Below are 20062 nucleotides of genomic sequence, written 5' to 3'. Positions count from 1 at the left end.
GAGAGGTCAGACCGAGACGACGTCGACCGACTGGAGCACGACGGGCTCGATCGGACGGTCGCCCGCGGCGGTGGGGACGGAGGCGATCTTGTCGACGACGGCCTTGGACGCGTCGTCGGCGACCTCGCCGAAGATCGTGTGCTTGCCCTGGAGCCACGGGGTCGGGTCGGTCGTGATGAAGAACTGCGAGCCGTTGGTGCCCTCGGCCTGGCCGGTGATGGCGTTGCGGCGCAGACCGGCGTTGGCCATGGCCAGCTTGTAGGGCTGGGTGAAGTCGAGCTCGGGGCTGATCTCGTCGTTGAAGTTGTATCCGGGGCCACCGATGCCCTGACCGAGGGGGTCGCCGCCCTGGATCATGAAGTTGGGGATGATGCGGTGGAAGATGACGTCCTTGTACAGAGGACCCTCACCCTTGGCGCCCGTAGCCGGGTTCGTCCACTCCTGGGTTCCGTCGGAGAGCCCGACGAAGTTACGGACGGTACGCGGAGCGTGGTCTCCGAACAGGTTGACGACGATGTCGCCGTGGTTGGTGTGCAGGGTCGCGACGGCGGTGTGGTTGGCCATGAGTACATTCTCTCAGAGTTATCTGCAAGGGTCGGCGGCGTCAGCGACCCGTTCTGGCAAGATGAACGAACGTACATCCCATCGACAGGGAGGATGAGCCGTGGGCCTCAGCCGCAAGAGCAAGAAGGAACTGCGCAAGCTCCAGAAGCACGCCGCGAAGGTGTGGGAGTCGCAGCAGGTGCTGCTGGGCGAGAGCGGGAAGGTCGCTCGTGAAGCCGGCCACCAGCTCGGTCGCTTCAGCCGCGAAGACCTCGTCCCCGCCGTGCAGGACGGGTACAACAAGTACGCCGCTCCGTACGTCGACAAGAGCGTGAAGTACAGCAACCGCTTCCTCAGCCACAAGGTGGTCCCCGCGGCCGGTGCCGTGGTCGGCGGAGCGATGTCGGTGTGGGACGCCGCGGGCGACACCCGCGACCGTCTCGCCAAGGGTCGCGGCTTCGAGCTCGACACCCATAAGTACGCCAAGCGCGCCGAGAAGTACGGCAAGCAGGCGTCGAAGCGTCTCGCCAAGAAGCTTCCCTCGCAGCACGACGGCATCGGCGCCGGCGGCGTCATCGCCATCATCCTGGGCGTGGTCGCCGCTGCCGGCGTCGCGTACGCCGCGTGGCAGACGCTGCGCGCCGACGACGAGCTGTGGGTGGCGGACGACCCGCTGCGCGCGCCGGACGCGTGAGCGATCCCACCATCAGAGTCAGAGAGGCCGCGCGAGAGCGCGGCCTCTCCGTCGATGTGCGCGAGCGTCCCGCGGCGTCGAGCCTCGACGAGGCGGCCGCGTTGCTCGGCATCCCCTCTGCCTCGATCGTGAAGACGCTGGTCGTCAAGCGTTCGGACGACACCTATCTGTTCGCGCTGGTCCCGGGCGATCGCGCCATCTCGTGGCCGAAGCTGCGCGCGGTGGTCGGCGTGAACAAGCTGCGCCTGCCCGAGCCCGAGCTGGCCCTCGCCGCGACGGGTTATGAACGGGGCACCATCGTTCCGATCGGCAGCTCGACCGACTGGCCCGTGTACGCCGACGAACGCATCGTCGGGTCGCGGATCGCCATGGGCGCGGGAGCGCACGGATACAGCTTGTTCGTCGACGCGGACGATCTGATCGCCGCCTACGGCGCGACGGTCGCCGACATCACCGCCGAACGCGCCTGAGGCTCACGAGCCGAGGATGCCGGCCATCCGCAGAGCCACGTCGACGAGCTGAACCCGCCGGAGCTTGCGGGTCGCGGCGAGGGTGAACCACTCCGCGCGATCGGTCGAACCGTCCTTCTCGAACCGCAGGCGACCGCCCACGACGCGAGCCCGGTAGACGATCCGGAGCGCGTGCAGAGGGCCTGTGGCGCCGTCGGCGAGCCGCGCCTCGGCGGGGATGACTCGAGAATGGATGCCGAGCAGCTCGTCGACCACGACACGAAACCCCGTCTCCTCGCGCACCTCCCGGCGCACCGCCTGGGCGGGGTCTTCACCGTCCTCGAGGCCGCCGCCCGGCAGGGTCCACGCTCCCCGTCGTCCGTCGATCCAGTGGGCGAGCAGCACGCGGTCGTCCGCGTCGGTCACGACGGCGTACGCGGCCACGCGCATGTCCATGACCGAACTCTAGCGACGGGTTTCACCCGCGTGTCGGAGGTGACGACGGACGTCCGGGTCGCGCCACGATGGTCCCATGCGCACTGAGCTCTCTCCGTCGACGCCCGACGTCTCGCGCCGCGACCTCACACTGGATCTCGCCCGCGTCACGGCCGTGTGCTTCGTGGTCGTCGTGCACCTGCTCCAGGTGGGCGTCGGTCGGGGTCCCGACGGCGCCATCGTGACCTCGCGACCCGCCGAGATGCAGCCGTGGTTCGACACCGCGACCTGGTTCGGGCAGATCATGCCGCTCTTCTTCGTCGTGGGCGGTTTCGCCTCCGCCGCCGGCTGGGCGACGTGGACGAGTCGGGGTGGCGACGCGCGCGGCTTCATTCGCTCCCGCGCTCTGCGACTCGCGCAACCGGCGCTTCCGCTGTTCCTCGTCGTCGCGGCCGTCCTCGTGGTCGCCGCCCTCGTCGGAGTGGATCCGTCGCTCGTCGATGCCGCGGTGGTGGGAGTGGGGATGCCGCTGTGGTTCCTCGCGGCGTACCTGCTCTGCCAGGCCGTGGTTCCGCTCACGACGCACTGGCACGAGGTCGCGCCCCGCCGCACGGTCGCGATGCTTCTGGTCGCAGTGATCGCGGTCGACGCGCTGCGCTTCGCCTCGGGGGTCCAAGAGCTGGGGTACGTGAACCTGTTGTTCGTCTGGCCCCTGATCCAGCAGCTGGGCTACTGGTACCGCGACGGATGGTTCGACCGCCGTTCGTCGCTGTCTCTTCTCGGTCTCGCGGCCGGCAGTTACCTCGTCGTCGGTGCCATCGTGGTCTGGGGGCCCTACTCGAACAACATGCTCGCCAACCTCAACCCGCCGACGCTCCCGCTCGTGCTGTTCGGGCTCGCGCAGGCCTGCCTGCTGCGTCTGGCCAAGCCCCTTCTCACCGCCTTGATGCGCACGAAGGCCGCCCAGGCGGTCGTGTTCGTGATCGGCTCCCGGCTGATGACGGTGTACCTGTGGCACCTGCCCGTCATCCTCATCGTCTCGGGTGTCGCGCTGCTGATCCCCGGTGCTGCGCCGACCCCGGCGAGCCCGGAGTGGTGGGCGACCCGCCCGCCCGTCTTCGCCGCGACGGCCGTGGTGCTGTGGCTGCTCTCGCTGGTCCTGGTGCGGTTCGAGGCGCTGGGCGAGCTGCCCCCGCCTCCGGGCGCTGTGGTGCTCGCGATCGCGTGGGTGTGTGCGTTCCTCCCGCCGTTCGCCGTCACGCTGGAGGGCATGAACACGGTGCTGGCGGTATCGGGAGCCGTGCTCTACGCGGTATCGGTGATCCTTCTCCGTGCGGGGCGACGTCGCGCCGCTCCCTGAGCCGCCGGAGAAGACGAACTCCTGACATCCTGCTCGCAAAGCACAGGATGCCGGCGAACTCGGCCTCCACCGGGTGACCGGCGTTTCACGGTTCGCGCGCGTTCGTACGCACATCCATCGCGAAGCGGCCCCCGTCAGCTACCGCCACAGTGACCGCGTACCCCTCGACCCGCGGGACCTCGGCCCACCGTACGTCCCGGGCCGCGCCGTCGCCCGCGACGGCGACCGTGCCGGACGTGCGCTCGAGGCTGCGGCCGAAGTCCACTCCATGCAAGGGGTGGAGAAGACCCCGTCCCAGCGCCTTGAGCACGGCCTCCTTGCGTGTCCAGAGCCGGGCCCTGTCGCCGGGACGCCGTCGAGCCGCGACGTCGGCGCGCTCCGCGGCGGTGAGCGCCGTCTCGTCGAAACCCTCCCAGTCGGCGGCGTCGAGCGGCTCGATGTCGACGCCGACGAGGCCACGGTCGCCGACGGCGATCACCACGTACCCGCCGGCATGGCTGATCGACGCGCGAAACGTGCCGCCGGCAGGTCCCTCGATGCGGGGGCGCCCGTGCGGACCACCGCACCGGCCGCACGTCACATCCAGGGAGACCGAACGTGGGTCAACTCCCGCCTGGGACGCGAGAAGACGCCGCAGCGTACCGTGGCCGAGAAGGTACCGCAGCCGGTCGTCCGACCGGCGGATAGACCTGTATCTGCTCTGCTCGTAAGGATTCAGCTCGTCGAAGAGGATCTGCGCATCGGGCGGCTCCTCGAGCGGGATGATCTCGAGCTCGATCCGATTCACCCCTCCGACCCCGGAGGGACGGATACCGCTCGACGGGAGGCCATGCGACGGTCGCGCTCCGCGCGCCGAGAGGCTTGTCGATGTCCGCGCGGTTCGACGCTCCCCGTCGTACCCGCGTCGATCTCCGCGGCGAGGCCCGCCACCGTCGGCCGCTCGTAAAACGTCAACACATCGGGGAGCTGCGTCCATCGGCGGCCGAGGTCCGCGTGGACGTGCAGGAGCAGCAGCGACGTTCCACCGAGGTCGAAGAAGTTGTCGTGGATCCCGACGGCCGGCACCCTCAGATGCCGCTGCCAGATTCGCGCGACAGCACGCTCGGTCTCCGTCTGCGGGGGGAGGCTCTGTGCGACGGGAATGGCCGCGGACTGCAGGCGCTCGCGAAGCGCCTGCCGATCCACCTTGCCGTTGACACCGCGCGGGATGCTCGGCATCGTCGCGATCCGCGCTGGGATCAGGCCGATCGGCAGCTGGCGTCGCAGCCGACGCTTGAGCTCGAGTTCGGTCACGCCATCGCCGCGCACCACCACCGCGCTCACGAGGCGGTCATGACCGTTGTCCGTTGCCAGCAGGGTCGCGCTGTCGGCGACGGCGGGGTGCTCGGTCAGCAGCCGATCAACGCCGCCCGGGTCAAACAACTGTCCGTTGACGGAGACCAGATCCGTCACTCGGCCGAGATAGCGCACGAGCCCGTCCCCGACGAGCTCTCCCCGGTCGCCGGTCGCGAGCATTCGCACGGGCCGGTCGCCATCCTCACGAGCGGGCTCGATCACGGGCGCGGGGATTCCCGACGCCAGGAGCTGTCCGTGCACCACGATCTCTCCCGGCTGTCCGAGTCCGCACGGCCGACCCTCGCGATCGATCACGAGCAGCTTCGCGCCGGGCCGGGCGGGCCCGATGAGCGGCTCCGTCAGGTCGTCGGTCAGCGGCTGCAGCGCGATGAGCTGCGGTGTCTGCGTCAACCCGTATCCGTGAAAGAGCGTTGCAGCGGGGAAGGCCCTCCGCAGAATGGAGATGTCGTCGGCGCGGAGCACGTCTCCGGACAGGACGATCCGGGTCACGCTCTCCAGCACCGTGCCGCCCGCCGCGGCGACCAGCAATCGCGCCAACTGCGGCGTGAGGTTGAGTACGGTCGGCGAGCTCGTGCGGATCACGTCGACGAGAGCCCTCGGGTCGTGCCACTGACGTCGATCGGGAATCGACACGCTGGCCCCCACCAGCAGCGGCGCGAGGATATCGCGTAGCACCGGGTCGTGTGCCAGTCCGGCCGTGAGCAGGAAGCGGTCGGATGGCGTGACGTTCAGCGCCGACAGGTAGTCCTCGAGGACATGGAGAAGCGTGTCGACATCCGAGACCACGGCGCGGGGCGCACCGGATGACCCGGAGGAGGGCAGGCAATACCGGGCGACGTCGTCGTCCGGCACCGCCGTCTCCCGGATCGCGGCACCGTAGGCGTCGCGCCACGCCTCGGGCTGCGCCGGGTCCCACAGCGCGGTCAGCCCGGGTCGGCAGAGCCCCGCGAGAAGGGCCACGACCCCCTCGACGCTGCGCGTCATCTCGAGCATCGTGTCGTCGCAGCGATACGCCGCGACGGCATGCGCGAGCTCGCCGTAAGACGTGATCCCCGCGGAGGTGAGCAGCGCCGTGCTCTCCGGCCTACGCCGAGCGCTCGCAGCGAAGGGGAGGACGCGCTCGGCCGGGCGAGGAGCGACACGGGCGACGGGGGCAAGGGGATCGGACAGATCCGCGTCCGCGAGCGGCTCGTCGGCGTAGCGCACCACGCGCGCGATCATGCGGAGAAGCTGATCGAGGCGGCTCTCCGCAACCGCGCGGGGAACGCCGGCAGCGGCGACGGCGATGATCTCGATGCCGTCCTCGTCGTCGTACACGTAAAAGGTGCGGTCGAAAATCGCCCCGAGCTGGTCCGTCTCGACGACCTTCGCCGACAGCCCGGGCGACGGCGGCACGCGCTCCTTCGCGCCGAGGTGGTTGAGCCAGCACGAGAACGCCGGTCGTCCCGAACCGCGGGTCTGCTCTTGCAGGACCTGCTGGCAGGCTGGGCCCAGGTGCCGACCGTTAGCGGCGAGCTGGTCCCTGACCTTCTCGATCATCGCGCGCGCCGTGAGGGCCGGGGGGACCCGGACCCGGCACGCGACGGTGTCGATGAACATGCCGATCAGCGGCTCGGCGGCGGCTGACTCACGGCGGCTGACGGGATAGCCGATGAGGACGTCCTCGGAGTCGCTCCACCGCCGCTCGCACTCGCTGAGCGCCGCCAGCATCACGGCGAACGTCGTGCAGCCATGGGCGTGCGCGGCCGCTCGCAACTCACGCGTCAGCCCCCTGCCCAGCGCCCTCCGAAAGCGATGCGCGAACCCCTTGCGCGCCGGGTCGCGTGGCGCGCCGGCGACGACCCCCGCGAGCAGATCGCGCCAGTAGCCCAAATCCGCCTCGCTCGGCGCGACCTGCTCGGACGCCAGATCACCGAAGCCCGGTGTGGGCGCTGCCGTCGCTCCCGGCATCCGGAGCTCCTCGACCAGCTGATCGATGAAGAGTTGACCGGAGCCACCATCCGTCGCCACGTGGTGCATCGCCACGATCAGCCGGCGTCGCCCTGGGCCGTCCGGCAACAGCCACGCCCGGATCGGCGGCTCGGACGCGAGGTCGAACGGCGTCGCGAGCAGGGACTCCTGCGAGACGTCGTCGCCGTCGTCGAGGACCGCGAGGGTCAGGCGGGGCTCGGTGAGCTCGGCGCGCCAGCCCTCCTCGGACCACAGATACCGCGAGTGAAGCGGCTCGTGCGCCGCGACGACGGCCTGGAGCGCCGCCTCGATTCGCGCGGGCTCGATCGTCCCCGTGATCTGGAGCACGAGGGGGACGACGTAGACGGCCGGATCCGGGAGCAACGCGCCATGGACCAGCAGCTCCTGCTGAGCGTGCGTGAGCGGGTATCCGGTGCGCGACCTGCGCGGCGCCCCTATGCCCTCCTGTCCGCGCCGCGCCTCGACCTGCGCGGCGATCTCCGCGAGCGTCGGGCCGCTGAAGACGAGCTCCACGGGCAGCCGACAGCGGTACTCGCGCCCGAGCATCGCCAGCAGTCGGACGACGCGGAGCGAGTCGAGGCCGAGCTCCGCGACGGGCACGTCATCATGGACGCGCTCGAGCCCCAGCTCCCGGCGGCAGAAGTCCGTCATCGCGGCGAGAGGCTCCCCCACGCCGCCCGCGCCGGCAATCGCTTCGCCCATCGACGCGCCACCGCTCTCGTGGAACGAGGAGGCGAGCATCGCGGTCGCCCGGCGGTCGACCTTGCCGTTCGGGTTCAGCGGCAGCTCCGGCAGTCGCAGGACACGGGACGGAGTGGCCAAAGGGCCGAGTTCGCGGGTCACCACCGCCCGCACCTCGTCGGCGTCGAGCGAAACGTCGGGTCGGGCCACGACGACGGTCACGAGGGTCTCCTGGTCGTCGAGCAGGACGGTCACGCACGTTCCGCCTCCGGTCGACCGGGAGACGATCGCGTCGACGGCGTCGAGATCGACGCGCTGCCCGTGCAGCTTGACGACCGAGCCGATGCGGCCGACGTACCAGTATGTGCCGCCGCTGTCGCGGCGAGCCACGTCGCCGGTGCGGAACCAGGGGCGGTCCTCTCCGTGCTCATCGACGTCGACGTCGACGACGAGCGCGTCTGGTGTCATGCGCCCCTCCTCGTCGAGGTAGCCCGCGGCGACATACGCGCCCCCGATCCAGAGCTCGCCTTCATCCGTCGTCGCGACGCCCGTCTCGGGGTCGACAAGCATGACGTCGCAGCCGGGGAAGGGCCTCCCGATCGCCATGATCTGCTCATCCGGGACGCCAGAGAGCGCATCTCCCGGATCGAACACGAAGTTGTCGACCGTCGTCTCGACCAGGCCGTAGGTGTTCATGATCCGCCGCCCGGGGAGCAGCCGCAGTGCCCTTCGGTACTGGGCGACGCGCCACGCCTCGCCGCCGAAAGCGAGCTGGCGCAGATCGGGCAGCCCGAGGCCGGTCGCCTCGATTTCGTTCAGCACGAGCGCCCCCACCGCTGGCGTGAGCTCGACCATGTCGATGCGCTCCTTGCGCAGCAGCGCTACGAGCCGCGCCGGATCGAGCCGCACCTCCTCGGGACAGATGAACAGCCGGTACCGGCCGGTGAGCGCCCGCACGACGTCGGAGTAGAAGACGTCGAACCCCGTTCCGGCGAACTGCAGTCGCCCGCCGCTATGCCCAGCGGGCACACCGTACACCGCGAGCCAGTCGACGGCGGCGTGCGCCAGTCCGCGCTGGGTCGTGACGACACCCTTCGCCATGGCGGTCGTTCCGGAGGTGAAGATCAGGTAGGCGGCGGCGTCGCGTGCCGGCGGGCGGGGGTCTCCGGGGGCGCCGGCGAGGACCTCCTCGTCGAACGCGCGGGGCGCGAGGCCGACCTCCTCGCGCTCGTCGAGCACGAGCACGGGACGTGCGCGTTCGAGGCGGTGGCCGATGTCATCCCGCGCGGGGTCGATGACCAGCGGCACCCTCCCCGTGGCGAGCAGGCCGATCACGAGGCGCACGGTGGCGGCGTCGCGGCGGGCGATCACCGCGACACGATCCCCGACGACGACGTCACGTGCTGAAAGCACTCCGAGCAGCTTCGACGTGTAGTCCCAGAGCTCCGCCGCCGTCAGGCTGCGGTGCTCGTCGGCGACGAGCACCCGATCCGGATCCTGTACCGCGGCCGCGCGGAGGACATCGCAGACCAGCGGGGCCTCGGTCACCCGACGCCCTCGGTGTCCTCCAGATACTCCACGAGCATCAGCGGGCTCGGGTTGTCGACCAGCGCTGACACGTCGACGTCGAGAGCGAGCTGCCGTTGCAGGGCAGCTCTGATCCTGACCGCGGTGAGCGACGTCCCTCCGTGTTCGAGGAACGACACGTCCTCGTCAGCGTCCGAAAGTCGCAGCACGTCTCTCCAGACGGCTACGACGTCCTCCAAGGCGGGGATGGCGACCACCCTCACGCTCCTTCCGTCATCCTGCTCGCGACAGCGGGCCACGGCAGCTCGGGCCATGGCGTGTCCGTCGTCGCGAGCTCCATCAGGCATGCCGCCCACCGCTCGAGAACCGCGGTGAGGTCGAATCCGTCCGCCTGCCGATTGAGCATGCCGCCGAGCCGGAGCAGCGGCGTACGCCCCTGATCGTCGACGGGCGGACGCTCGATCACGAAGAGGTCCAGGTCGGCGCCGGTGGGGCAGACCGAAATCGATGCCCTGGTCACATGCGACGACGCGGATGTCGAGCCCCCGCTCAACTGCGCCGGAAGATAGAGCACGGAGACCGTCAGACCGCTGGCCACACCGGTCTCGGCCGCCGCCTCCTGCCAGGGCACCGCAGGGGTCCCGAGGATGTCGAAGACATCGTCGCGGATCGCGGTCAGCGCCTCGTGCACGGTCAGTCCCCGCAGCGTCGCCGGGACCAGGACGTCGACGGCGAGGTGACCGACCGTGACGTAGTCCTCCTCGCTCTCGCGCGCCGCGAACGTTGAGATCACCGCTCTCGGCGTGACAGGGTCCGATTGAAGAAGCTGCAGGCTCAGGAGCGCGAGCGGAAAGATCGATGCGCGCGCCGCGCGACACCTCGCCGACAGCGCTTCGGCGGCCGCGTCATCGAGATCGCGCATTCCGCTCTCGGTCGGGGTCCCGCACGGCTCGCCCGTCGTCAGGATCTCCGGCCACCATGCCCTGCTCAGCCCGCCGGCGCGCTCGCGCGCGGCATCCCTCGCCTCCCGCCCCTGTGGGCTGAGGGCCGCATCAGCGCGCCGCGCCATGACGGTCGGACCGTCGTCCGACATCACCGGTTCGACCGGCACGCCGTGAAGATGCGCGTCGATGTAATCGGAGATTTCGTCGGCGATGATGTTGGCCGACCACGCGTCGCACGCGCCCGGATCGATCGCGAGCGCGATCAGCGACGATTCGCCCAGCCGGACATGGCAAGCGCGGACACGGGGCCCTGCGGCGTCGAATACTGTCCGGCAAAACTCCTCCGCCACGTCGAATGCCGCGGTGCGGCGGGCCGCCGGCGCCGTCTCTCGCAAGTCCACCCCGTCGACGGTCGGCTCGGAGCCACCCGAGAGACTCGGATGGGCACGGACGGTTCGGAGTAGCGCTTCTCCGACGAGCTCGTCGGCGACCTCCATGTCGACCTCGAGCGTCACGTTCAGCGCTTGCTTGTGCACGTCGCCTTGCAACGGGGCACGGGATGCGGACTCGATCACGGATCTCCTTTCACGAGCGGGTCTCTCACGGGGGGGGATCGGCGGGTGGCCCCAGACGTGCCTGGGGCCACCCGCTTACTTGTCAGCAGAAGAGGCTCCAAGAGCTGTCCGCTGCCTGGATGCTGGATTCCACCGTCTCCAGCGCCTGGAGCTCAGCAACATCACGAATCTGCATGTTCACCTCCTCTTCGCATTCTGGGATCTCCCCCGCCCGACTCGGCGACGAAGTGTGCAGGGGCCACGGGGACCCGGTCTGTGAAGAACGGCAGGAACGAACCGCCCTGATCGATCTGCGCCGTGGCGAGCAGCACGCCCGCGGCGCCGTGCATGAGGTCCGTCGAGAGCCGCAGCGCCTGTTCGCCCGGAACCGCGAGATGCCCCCCGGGCGACAGCACGAGTTGATGCGCGAGCATCTCCCGGTGACGGCGGATCCCGCTCAGTGCGGAGAGCCGCACCCGGTCATCCTCATGCTCCGAGAGCCGCGGGATCAGACGCCCGAGGACCGCCATCGTGCCCGCCCGTCCGGTACCGAGACCCGGATAGGCGACGATCGCCCGCGAGCAGGCTACGGCGAACCCAGGCAGCAACGCACGGAGCGCTGGCACGTCCGCGTGTTCGAGGATCTCGTCGGCGACCACGGCGACGCCGCTGCTCCCGCGGCCGAGGTAGGCGATGCGGCGGCCATCGGGCAGGGCGACGCGCGTCCCCGACCTCCCGTGCTCGACGCAGGCGTCGAGATCGCGCCCGAGCGCGGTGACCGCCTCGCCTAGCCAGAGCTTGTCCCCCGTGTGTCGGTGACATTCCAGCAGGAACTGCGCGACCCCCGACCAGCCGTGAAAGTAGCCGGCCGGCAGGGCGCGACCCTCGCGCAGCGCCTTCCGGCACGTTTCCGCGTAGCCGATCGCCCGATCGGCGAAGCCGGAATGCGGGAACCGGCGGTCGAGATCGAGCAGCACGAGGCCGTCGCCAGCGATGCCTCCCCACACGGCGATGCTGTTCTGCTCCGGCGGTTGCCTGGAAGCCAGCCTCTCGGCGGCCTCTCCGACGGTCTCCCGCGACGCACCGAGGTACGCTGCGCACCACACGGCCCCCGCGTCCCCCACGTACAGACCGTGGTAGCCCGTGGGAGAGCTGATGCGCTCGGCTAGCCAGTCGACCGAGTCGTCCGGGACCGCTGAGCCGGTGGCCGCGAGTGCCCAGAGCGTGCCGCTCGTACCGTAGCCGAGACACGCGTGACCGAAGGTGAAAGCTTCGACGGCCCCTGGCAGAAGGCGGTCGGATCGTTCCGCCGTCACCGTCTCGAGGATGCCCGCCGTCAGCGTCGAGACCGAGATCTCCGGGCGCGGCGGATCGCTCGGACGCTGCGGCGAGAGCCGATCCAGCCGTGCAGCGAGCGACCGGCCGAGCGGATACGTGCTGCGCACCCAGTCGACGTGCCGGCTGAGCTGGCCGGGATCGAGCGCCACGATGCGCGAATACGGCAGGAGCAGCCACAAGGCCAGCATGTCCAGCGCGTGCTCGTCGCGTTCGGCGGCCGTCTGCCGGCTCGAGCCGAACCCCGCCACCTGGAAGGACGCCGGCCGCTGCTCCGCGGCGGGCTTCGCAGCTTCGAGGTCGATCAAGGTCACGGTTCCATCGGCCGCGATGAGCACATTTCCCGGGTGGACGTCGTCGCTGGCAACACCCCGCTCGTGGAGGGCCCGAAGGGTCTCGCCCACTGCGCCGACGACCTCAGCGACCTGCCGGACGTACTCCCGCAGCTCCGGCCCCGTCGCGTCGCTGAAATTGGACAGCGGCTGCCGCGCCCCGGACCACACGTACGCCGACTCGCCCTCCACGAACTCCTGCACGAGGAAGAGGTGCCCCTGAACGGTGAGGTCCGCGACGTGATCGGGCACGCCGCGGACTTCCGTCAGCGCACGGAGCGCGGCCGACTCGTCGCGAAGCCGGTCCTGCGCGCTGCGACCCGTCCGATCGAATCCCGCGCTCGGGCGCGCCTCCTTCAGCACGACCCAGCGCTCGTGTTCCGTGTCCCACGCGCGGTAGACGCCCCCAGAGTTCGAGAAGTGCAGGGCGGAGAACTCGCGGTACCGCTGCAGCGAGTCGCCCGCGTCCGCTTCGGCGGATGTCCGGAAGCCGCCAGGCACCTCGACACCGTCCGGAACCGAGAACACCGGGCCGCGCCGATCCGGCCTCATGCGACCGTCCGGCGCGGGCATAAGCTGACCGATCGCACCGTGCTCGTCGACGTAAGGCCGGCCGCGGAACGCGCCGTACCGGATGGCCAGCGGCCCGTCCAGCCAGTGCAGGTCCGAAAGAATGCGCGGACCGGGGAGGTGCCGAACCCGCTCGTGCAGGTCGCGGCAGATCTCGATCACGGCGTCGTCGTCGGCGGGGTAGATGGTGATGAACTTCCCGCTGCTGGCGCGCGGAGCGTACTTGGCGCACATCAGCTTCACGGTCTCGATCGAGGCGAGCCTCTTGAACCTCAGGCCGTGCTCGACGCAGTACGGCACGACGAGCTCGCTGATCCGCAGGGCAGTGGTGTGGTCGGCGGCGAGGTGGATCTTCCATCCCGCGTCCCGGCCCGTGCCGCCGGGCGGATGCGCGACCTCCCAGATTCCCCGCTCGCTGCGCGTCCAGCCCGACGGCAGCGAGAGCGAGGGCAGGCGAGACTCGTCCTGTCCGGTCGCGTGCACGGGCGAGTCGAAGAAGAGGGGATCGGCGGCCGCATACGCCTCGAGGTGGCCGGCGCTCATGCGTCCCTCGCCGTCCAGTCCCAGCTCAGCCCCGCGAGGGGGCGCTCATCGTCAGGGGCGGCGAACCACCGGTCGAGCAGACCGACGACCTCCGAGAGGGGCCCCGCGGCGCCCTCGGCGGCGCGACCCGTGGTGAGGCTGACACCCTCGTGCGTCGGGGCGAGAAGCACATTCGGCCACTCGCGGAGCGTCGCGCGGTGCTCCTTGAAGGCCGGATTCTCGACCATCCCCGGCGGCACCGACAGCGCGATGCCGATCGGCTTCCGAGTGGAAGCGAGGGCGGTGAGGAAAGGGGTATCGCAGAGCCCGAGCCGCAGCCGCGCAGCGAAATGTGCCGTCGCCGGGTAGACGGCGAACGCATCCGGCCACTCCTCGATCTCGACATGCTCCGCCCTCTCGCCGAGCTCGTCGTTTGACCACGCATCGATCATCGGCGGCGCGCCGCACAGCATCGCGACGGCCCGGGGCGTCACGAACCGGCGTGCGCTGTTCGTCAAGCCGACGCGCACCTCCAGCTCCGGTCGCTGCGCCCGCAGCGCCTTGAGGGCGGAGGGCAGACCGCTGGCGACGACCGAACCCGTGGCCAGGATCGTCAGACGCCTCACACTGTGCCCGATCGTCCGAGCACGCCCAGGCCGCGTTCCTCCAGCATCGTCGAGACCAGCTCGCGCGCGGCTGCCTTGTGGTCTGCGGAGATCGCGTGAGGCGGGCCGCCGAAGGTCTCGGCGATTCGGTAGTACTCGTCCCGCAGCATCGATCCGACGATGCAGTCGTGGTATTCGCCGTCGACGAAGAAGTAATCGCGCAGGACGCCCTCGATCTTGACCATCCCTCCGGTGAAGATCGGCAGCATCCCGATGTTGTACGCCGCGACTTCGATGTGCAGGCGGTGCGCGTTGAGCGTGTGGAACAGGTGCGAGACCAGCAGCATCATGGCCTCCATGCCCATGCCGGATCCCCAGCGCTCGGCATCCCCGATGGCGACGCCCGTCGTGTAGGAGCCGTGGTAGGTCTTCTGCTGCCAGGTCACCATCCCCACAGGCTGGTCGTCGTCGATCGCACGCACCATCAGCACGTTGAACCCCGGGGACCGCACCGCCGCCTCTACCTGCTCTCGCGTCATGATCGTCGGGCCGCCGGATGAATACACCTGAGAGATGCCCGCGCCCCACTCGGCGAGGCGCTCGGCGTCGTCAGAGTCCCGAACTCGGTCGAGGTACACCAGGTCACCGCGCATGATTGTCGTCCTTTCGTCGCCTGGGGGAGATCAGTGGGCGAGGGCCTGTTCCGAATCGATGGCCCGCGCCAGCCCTCGAACCGTCGGGTTCTCGATGAGGACGCGACCGGAGAGCGTCGCCCCGAATTCTCTGCGGATCCGGGAGACCATCTGCACTGCGAGAAGGGAATTGCCTCCGATCGCGAAGAAGTCGTCGTCGGGCGACACATGGGACTGGCCGAGCGCGCTGCGCCACATGCGGGTGAGCGTGGCCTCGACCGGCGTCAGATCGCCGAGGCTCTCATCCTCGACCTCGGGCGCCGGCTCGTCGTCCTGCAGATACCTGTCGATGCGGTTCAGGCGCTTGTCGAGCGGCCTGCGGGAGAGCACGACGTGGTCGGCCTGATCCTGTCGCAGCAGCGCGTCCATCAGTCCCAACGCCTCGTCCGGGCTGAAGAGGTAGTCGTCGTGCCGCACGTCGTCGTCCTCGGATGCCGAATCTTCCGCGAGCTCCACTGCGGGTCGCAACGGTGCAGCGGCATCCATGATCGCGATCGTGAACCCGTCGATCGCCGCCAGCACCCGCCCGTCCTCATCGGCTATCGCGATGTCGAAGGACAACTCCCCGTCGACCGCCTCCTCGGCGCGCCGACGGATCCAACACAGCGCCCGCGTCGGGAGAGGCGCCCACGACTCGATCCTTCGATATCCGGACGGCAAGAACGACAGGCCCGGCGTGATGACGTCCGGCAGGAGCAGCCCCAGCGCCGTCGCGTTGTCGAGGAGCACCGGATGGAGCCCATACCCCTCGGTTTCGACGCCATCGGCGATGACGAGGTCGAGCAGCTGCTCTCCCCCCGCCCCGACGGCGATGCCTTCGAGTGCGCGCCAGCGCGTGCCGATGGAGACCGGGCTCGCGGGGTCGTCGAACGTGGGAAGCCAGTCGATCGACGAGCACCGGTCGCGGATCGCATCCAGGGGCAGGACGGGCGGCCGCGCCCCCGTCGCCGGGAGGCTCCTCGCGATCAGGGCGGTCTGGGTGCGCGCCTCGCGCGAACCGAACGCCCGCGCCGTCACCTGCCAGCTGTACTGCCCGTTCGGTCCGGCGTCGACGGCCGACACGATCAGCTCGGTCATCGCTCCGACGATGACAGGCGCTCCGAGCGCGACGTCGTGGAGTGCGACGGGAGCTCCCGTCGCGTCCTCCGCCGCACCGCGGACCATCTCCACGAGCATGGTTCCCGAGATCGCGCGCTCGCCCGTCATGCGGTGGTCGTCGCGATAGTCGTCCGTCCTCGGTGGAACCAGCGCCGTGTACGTCGGCAGGGCCGCGCTGGTGATCTGGCGGTCGAGCAGGGGGTGCCGGGACGGAACCGACGTGATGCCCATCTCGGCGTCGCGCAGCTGGTCCGAGGCGACCGATCGTTCGGCGATGACCATCCCGACTTCGGACCAGCCGCACCAGTTCACGGACACGACGCGGGTCCGGTCATCGGAGTGTCGTGCCGCGAAAGCGTCGAGGAAGCTGTTCGCGGCGCAGTAGTCGACCATGCCGATGTCGCTCGTGATGGCGATGATGGACGAGAAGAGCATCAGGAACGACGCCTCGCCGTGGAGCGCCTCGTGCAGGGCGATCGTGCCGTCCACCTTGGGACGCAGCACCCGCGCGGCGCTGTCGTCGGCGCGCAGGACGGCGAGCTGACCGCCAGCGACTCCAGCGGCGTGGAAGACCCCGTCGATGGTGCCGAAAGCGCTGCGAACGGTCGCAAGCGCCGTCGCGAGCGAGGACGGCACCGACACGTCGCCCGCCACCGCGACCACCTCGACGCCGTTCTCCGAAGCGCGCTCGAGCGCGGCGCGCAGACGCGACGGCATGCTGCGGCCCTCGACGGGCACCTGCAGGCGCGCGTCCTCGAACCCCATCGCCGCCGGGCCGCCACGAGACATGAGGGCGACGCGGGTACCCGGCGTGCTGGCGATGTGACGGAGGATCTCGATGCCGATGGCGCCGGTTCCGCCGGTGACGAGGTAGGTGCCGCCGGGACGGATCGGAGCGGGAGCGCCGTCGGCGATCTCTGCGACCGGGAACGGGGCGAACTCGAGCGTCCAGCGGCCGCGCCGGCGGATCGCCACTCGGGTCTCGGGATTCTCCTGCCGCAGCTCTCGGGCGACGCGTGCGGCATCCGCCCTGGTCTCCGGCCAGCGCGCGAGATCGAGCGTTCCCGCGGTCATGCCCGGCGTCTCGTTCGCCACGACCGTCGCGCCCTGCGCCAGCGCACCGAGCGGATCGACGGTCTCCTCCCCGGTGACTGCCTGGGCCGCGACCGTGACGACGCGGATGACGATGCCGGTGCCGGACCACGCCTCGGACACCGCCTGAAGCAGGTGAAGCAGATCGAAGAACGCGTCGGTACGGGCGGCGGGGTCCGCGGTGTACCCGTAGACGACGCAGGCCGGACGCAGAGTGTCATCCGTCAGGCGGTCGATCAGCATCCGCCAGTCCGTCTGGGGGCCGGTCCGCAGATCGTCGGCGTGTGCCGCAGGAGCATCCGGGCCCGTGACGGAGACGGCACGGGCGCCGTCCCCGCGAAGGCAATCGACGACCGTCGACAGAGACCCGTCGTGGATGACCAGCCACGGACCTGTCAGCTCTCCGGCCGTGATGGGCGCCGGCCGCCACATCGGCAGATGCGCCGACTTGTGCACCGGCAGCGGGCCGTTCTCGTCTTCGTCGTCGTCGTCCTCGTCCTCGGTCGTCTCGTCGTCTATCCAGTACTGCTCGTACCGATAGGGAGCGGCAGGGACGACGCGCTTGCGCGCGGGCTCGTCCTCCTCGACCGCCGACCAATCCACGGCGGCGCCGTTGGCCCACAGTTCGCCCAGCGCGGGAAGGTACCGGTCGGTGGTCGGATCCGCGGCGCGCGGCAGCACGGGGACGCACCGCACCTCCGCCGCCACCCGCGTCAGCGAGCTCAGGGTGTCGCCGGGACCGAGCTCCGTGAACACGTCGGCGACCTCGGCGGCACGCACCGCCGCGTCGCCGAAGAGCACCGGCTGAATGATCTGACGACGCCAATAGTCCGGATCGGTGGCCGACGCGTCGTCGAGCCAGTCGCCTGTGACCGTGGAGACGATCGGGATCCTGGGGGGCCGCAGATCCACCGTCGCCATCACGTCGCGGAGCGCGTCGGCGGCAGGCTCCATCATTCGGGAGTGGAACGCGTGCGACGTGCGCAGCGGCGTGTGCTCGATACCCAGCAGCTTCAGCTTCGCGGTGAGAGCGTCGATCCGGTCACTGGGACCGGAGACGACGAACGACGACGGCCCGTTCACCGCGGCAACGTCGAGCTCGTCGGGAAGGAGCGCACTCACCTGCGGTAGGGCGCGCATGATGGCGACCATCGATCCGGTGGGCATCTCCTGCATCAGTCGCCCTCGCGCCGCCACGATGCGGCATGCGTCGCGCAGCGTCATGACACCGGCGATCGTCGCGGCCGCATACTCCCCGACGCTGTGACCGACGAGCACCCGCGGCTCCTCGACGACATCAGACCACGCCCTCGCGAGGGCGTACTCGATCGCGAACAGCGCCGGCTGCGCGAGTACGGTCTGTCGCAGTTGCGCCGCGGGTCCGTCATCGGCGCCGGGCAGGTCTGCCGCGATCCGCGCATGAACGACGAGATCCCGCAGCCCATCCAACCCGAGAGCGGCGAACTCCTCCAAGGTCTCGTCGAGCGCCGCCTCGAAACCCACGACCCCCGAGCCGATCCTGCCCGCCATCCCCGGAGACTGCGTGCCCTGACCGGGGAACAGCCACCCAAGCCCCCGGCCGGCGGCCGCCTTCACCACGCGAGGTCCACGGCGCAACGCCTCGGCCGCCTCCGCAGGCCCGGAAGCGACGACGAAGGTCCGATGCGCATGCGACGAACGGGATCGCACGGTACGGGCCACTCCCGCGTAGTCCGCATCCCCCGTGACGTCGAGCATCGACGCGAGAGCGCCCGCGTATTCCTCCACGTGCGCTGCGGTCGCTCCGGACAGCGAAAGTACCTGGGCGCGACCAGCCGAGCGAGGCGCGGGCTCCACTTGACGCTCGATCACCGGCGCCTCGGCGACGACGGCCACCGCGTTCGTTCCGCCGATGCCGAACGAGCTCACGAGCGCAACCCGCTCGGCGGCCCGCGGCCACGGGGTCGTGGCGGTCACCACCTCGACCGGGTTGGCCGCCATGTCGATGGCGGGGTTCGGCTCGCTGAAGTTGAGCGAAGGGACGATCGTGCCGTGCTCGACCGTCAACACGGCCTTGATGAGCCCCGCGATGCCCGCGGCGGGGCCGAGGTGCCCGATGTTCGTCTTGACCGATCCCATGGGGATCTTCGGGACGTCGGGACCCGCGTACCCGAGATCGGCGAGCGCCCAGCAGAGGGCCTTGTACTCGATCGGGTCGCCGACGAGGGTCCCTGTCCCGTGAGCCTCGATGTATCCGAGGGCCTGAGGGTCGACGCCCGAGTCGGACAGACACCGCCGGACGAGTTGCGCTTGGCCATCCTCGCCCGGGGACGTGAAGCCCGCGCGCCGACCCCCGTCGTTGTTGGTCATCGAGCCGGCTATCACCGCGTGGATGTGGTCCCCGTCGGCGATCGCCTTCGCCAGCGGCTTGAGCAGGACGACCCCGACGCCGGACCCGAAGCTCGTGCCGGTGGCCGCGGCGTCGAATGCGTGGCAGCGCCCGTCGCGAGAGAAGATGCTACCCGGGGTCCAGAGACGGCCCGAGTGGTACGGCAACTCAACGCTCACGCCCCCGGCCAGCGCGAGGTCGCACTCGCCGGTGAGCAGCGCCTGCCTCGCGAGGTGGACGGCGACGAGGGCGGACGAGCACGCGGTCTGGACGCTCACACCGGGACCGGTCAGCCCGAGCGCATGGCTCACGCGGGTGGCGAGGTAGTCCGGCTGATTCGAGATCTCGATCGCGACGTCGCCGAAGATCATGCTCAGCTCGGAATCGAAATAAATGTCATCGATATACCGATTCGGCGACGCACCACCGTAGACGCCAATCTGGGGGGATTGAGCGGGATCGATTCCGGCGCGCTGCAATGCGCTGTCACACGCCTCAAGAAAAAGGCGATGCTGCGGATTCATGATCTGCGCTTCTCGCGGCGTCAGTCCGAATCGCGCAGCATCGAAGTGCCCGGGATTGTCGATCAGGGGTCGACGGCGCACATAATGCGGGTCAGCGATCTTGCGCTCGCTGATGCCGTCGGCGCGGAGCATGTCGTCCGTGAGGTGAGTGAGCGACTCACGCCCTGCCATCAGGTTCGCCCAGAGTTCTTCGGGCGAATTCGCCCCAGGAAATCGCAGGCTCATGCCGATTACGGCCACCCGGTCGTCTCGCCCGGCAGCAACCCCGTCCCCCATTGACCCTCCAGCGAAGTCCAGGGCATTTCGCGCCCCCGCCACGATTTGGACCACAGCCTATACACGGATCGCTATTCCAGCAACGTTCGCAAAAAAGGTTCCCTCTCGGTATATTCGCCTTGCTGCATCCTGAA

13 protein-coding genes are annotated in these 20062 nt (G+C 69.9%); 3 read left to right on the top strand and 10 right to left on the bottom strand.

Features of this window, described 5'->3' with window-relative positions:
- Nucleotides 1-6: 6 nt before the first annotated feature.
- Entirely contained in the window at nt 7-564 is a 558-nt protein-coding gene (locus tag AB6V31_RS02580; RefSeq protein ID WP_056225086.1) for a peptidylprolyl isomerase, read from the bottom strand.
- Nucleotides 565-664: 100 nt separating this feature from the next.
- Here AB6V31_RS02580 and AB6V31_RS02575 point away from each other — a divergent pair, with 100 nt between their 5' ends.
- Nucleotides 665-1237: a hypothetical protein gene (locus AB6V31_RS02575; RefSeq protein ID WP_056225083.1), complete on the top strand. Its 573-nt coding sequence runs from the start codon at nt 665-667 to the stop codon at nt 1235-1237.
- The gene (locus tag AB6V31_RS02570) at nt 1234-1707 is read left to right on the top strand and encodes an aminoacyl-tRNA deacylase (RefSeq protein WP_369363847.1); all 474 of its coding nucleotides are present in this window, start codon (nt 1234-1236) and stop codon (nt 1705-1707) included. Before AB6V31_RS02575 ends, AB6V31_RS02570 begins: the two co-directional genes overlap by 4 nt.
- Before the next feature lie 3 nt (nt 1708-1710).
- On the opposite strand, the gene AB6V31_RS02565 is transcribed toward AB6V31_RS02570, so the two are convergent.
- On the bottom strand, nt 1711-2142 hold the full coding sequence (locus AB6V31_RS02565) for an NUDIX hydrolase (RefSeq protein ID WP_074694506.1): 432 nt from the start codon (nt 2140-2142) through the stop codon (nt 1711-1713).
- Between the two features lie 76 nt (nt 2143-2218).
- On the opposite strand from AB6V31_RS02565, the gene AB6V31_RS02560 reads away from it, so the two are divergent.
- Nucleotides 2219-3481: an acyltransferase gene (locus AB6V31_RS02560; protein ID WP_369363845.1), complete on the top strand. Its 1263-nt coding sequence runs from the start codon at nt 2219-2221 to the stop codon at nt 3479-3481.
- Between the two features lie 85 nt (nt 3482-3566).
- On the opposite strand, the gene AB6V31_RS02555 is transcribed toward AB6V31_RS02560, so the two are convergent.
- The 8 genes from AB6V31_RS02555 to AB6V31_RS02520 form a co-directional block, all read right to left on the bottom strand.
- Nucleotides 3567-4268, bottom strand: coding sequence for a 4'-phosphopantetheinyl transferase superfamily protein (locus AB6V31_RS02555; protein ID WP_369363844.1), 702 nt, complete (start codon nt 4266-4268; stop codon nt 3567-3569).
- Nucleotides 4265-9037, bottom strand: coding sequence for an AMP-binding protein (locus tag AB6V31_RS02550; protein WP_369363842.1), 4773 nt, complete (start codon nt 9035-9037; stop codon nt 4265-4267). Before AB6V31_RS02550 ends, AB6V31_RS02555 begins: the two co-directional genes overlap by 4 nt.
- Nucleotides 9034-9273 (bottom strand): acyl carrier protein, encoded by a 240-nt coding sequence (locus AB6V31_RS02545; RefSeq protein ID WP_369363840.1) that lies wholly within the window; start codon nt 9271-9273, stop codon nt 9034-9036. Before AB6V31_RS02545 ends, AB6V31_RS02550 begins: the two co-directional genes overlap by 4 nt.
- Before the next feature lie 2 nt (nt 9274-9275).
- Nucleotides 9276-10535 (bottom strand): hypothetical protein, encoded by a 1260-nt coding sequence (locus AB6V31_RS02540; RefSeq protein ID WP_369363838.1) that lies wholly within the window; start codon nt 10533-10535, stop codon nt 9276-9278.
- Nucleotides 10536-10696: 161 nt separating this feature from the next.
- Nucleotides 10697-13294 carry a class III lanthionine synthetase LanKC gene (lanKC, locus tag AB6V31_RS02535; protein WP_369363836.1) on the bottom strand — a complete coding sequence of 866 codons (2598 nt, stop codon included), beginning with the start codon at nt 13292-13294 and terminating at the stop codon, nt 10697-10699.
- Nucleotides 13291-13899 carry a flavoprotein gene (locus AB6V31_RS02530; RefSeq protein WP_369363835.1) on the bottom strand — a complete coding sequence of 203 codons (609 nt, stop codon included), beginning with the start codon at nt 13897-13899 and terminating at the stop codon, nt 13291-13293. The genes lanKC and AB6V31_RS02530 overlap by 4 nt, the downstream gene beginning before the upstream one ends.
- A complete protein-coding gene (locus AB6V31_RS02525) occupies nt 13896-14531 on the bottom strand; it encodes a GNAT family N-acetyltransferase (protein WP_369363833.1) in 636 nt (211 codons plus the stop codon). The genes AB6V31_RS02530 and AB6V31_RS02525 overlap by 4 nt, the downstream gene beginning before the upstream one ends.
- 30 nt (nt 14532-14561) lie before the next feature.
- Nucleotides 14562-19877: a beta-ketoacyl synthase N-terminal-like domain-containing protein gene (locus AB6V31_RS02520; protein WP_369364123.1), complete on the bottom strand. Its 5316-nt coding sequence runs from the start codon at nt 19875-19877 to the stop codon at nt 14562-14564.
- Nucleotides 19878-20062 lie beyond the last annotated feature (185 nt).

This window comes from Microbacterium sp. 16-032 (genome assembly GCF_041079455.1).
Classification (GTDB): domain Bacteria; phylum Actinomycetota; class Actinomycetes; order Actinomycetales; family Microbacteriaceae; genus Microbacterium; species Microbacterium testaceum_A.
This window is presented reverse-complemented; position numbering and strand designations above follow the sequence as displayed.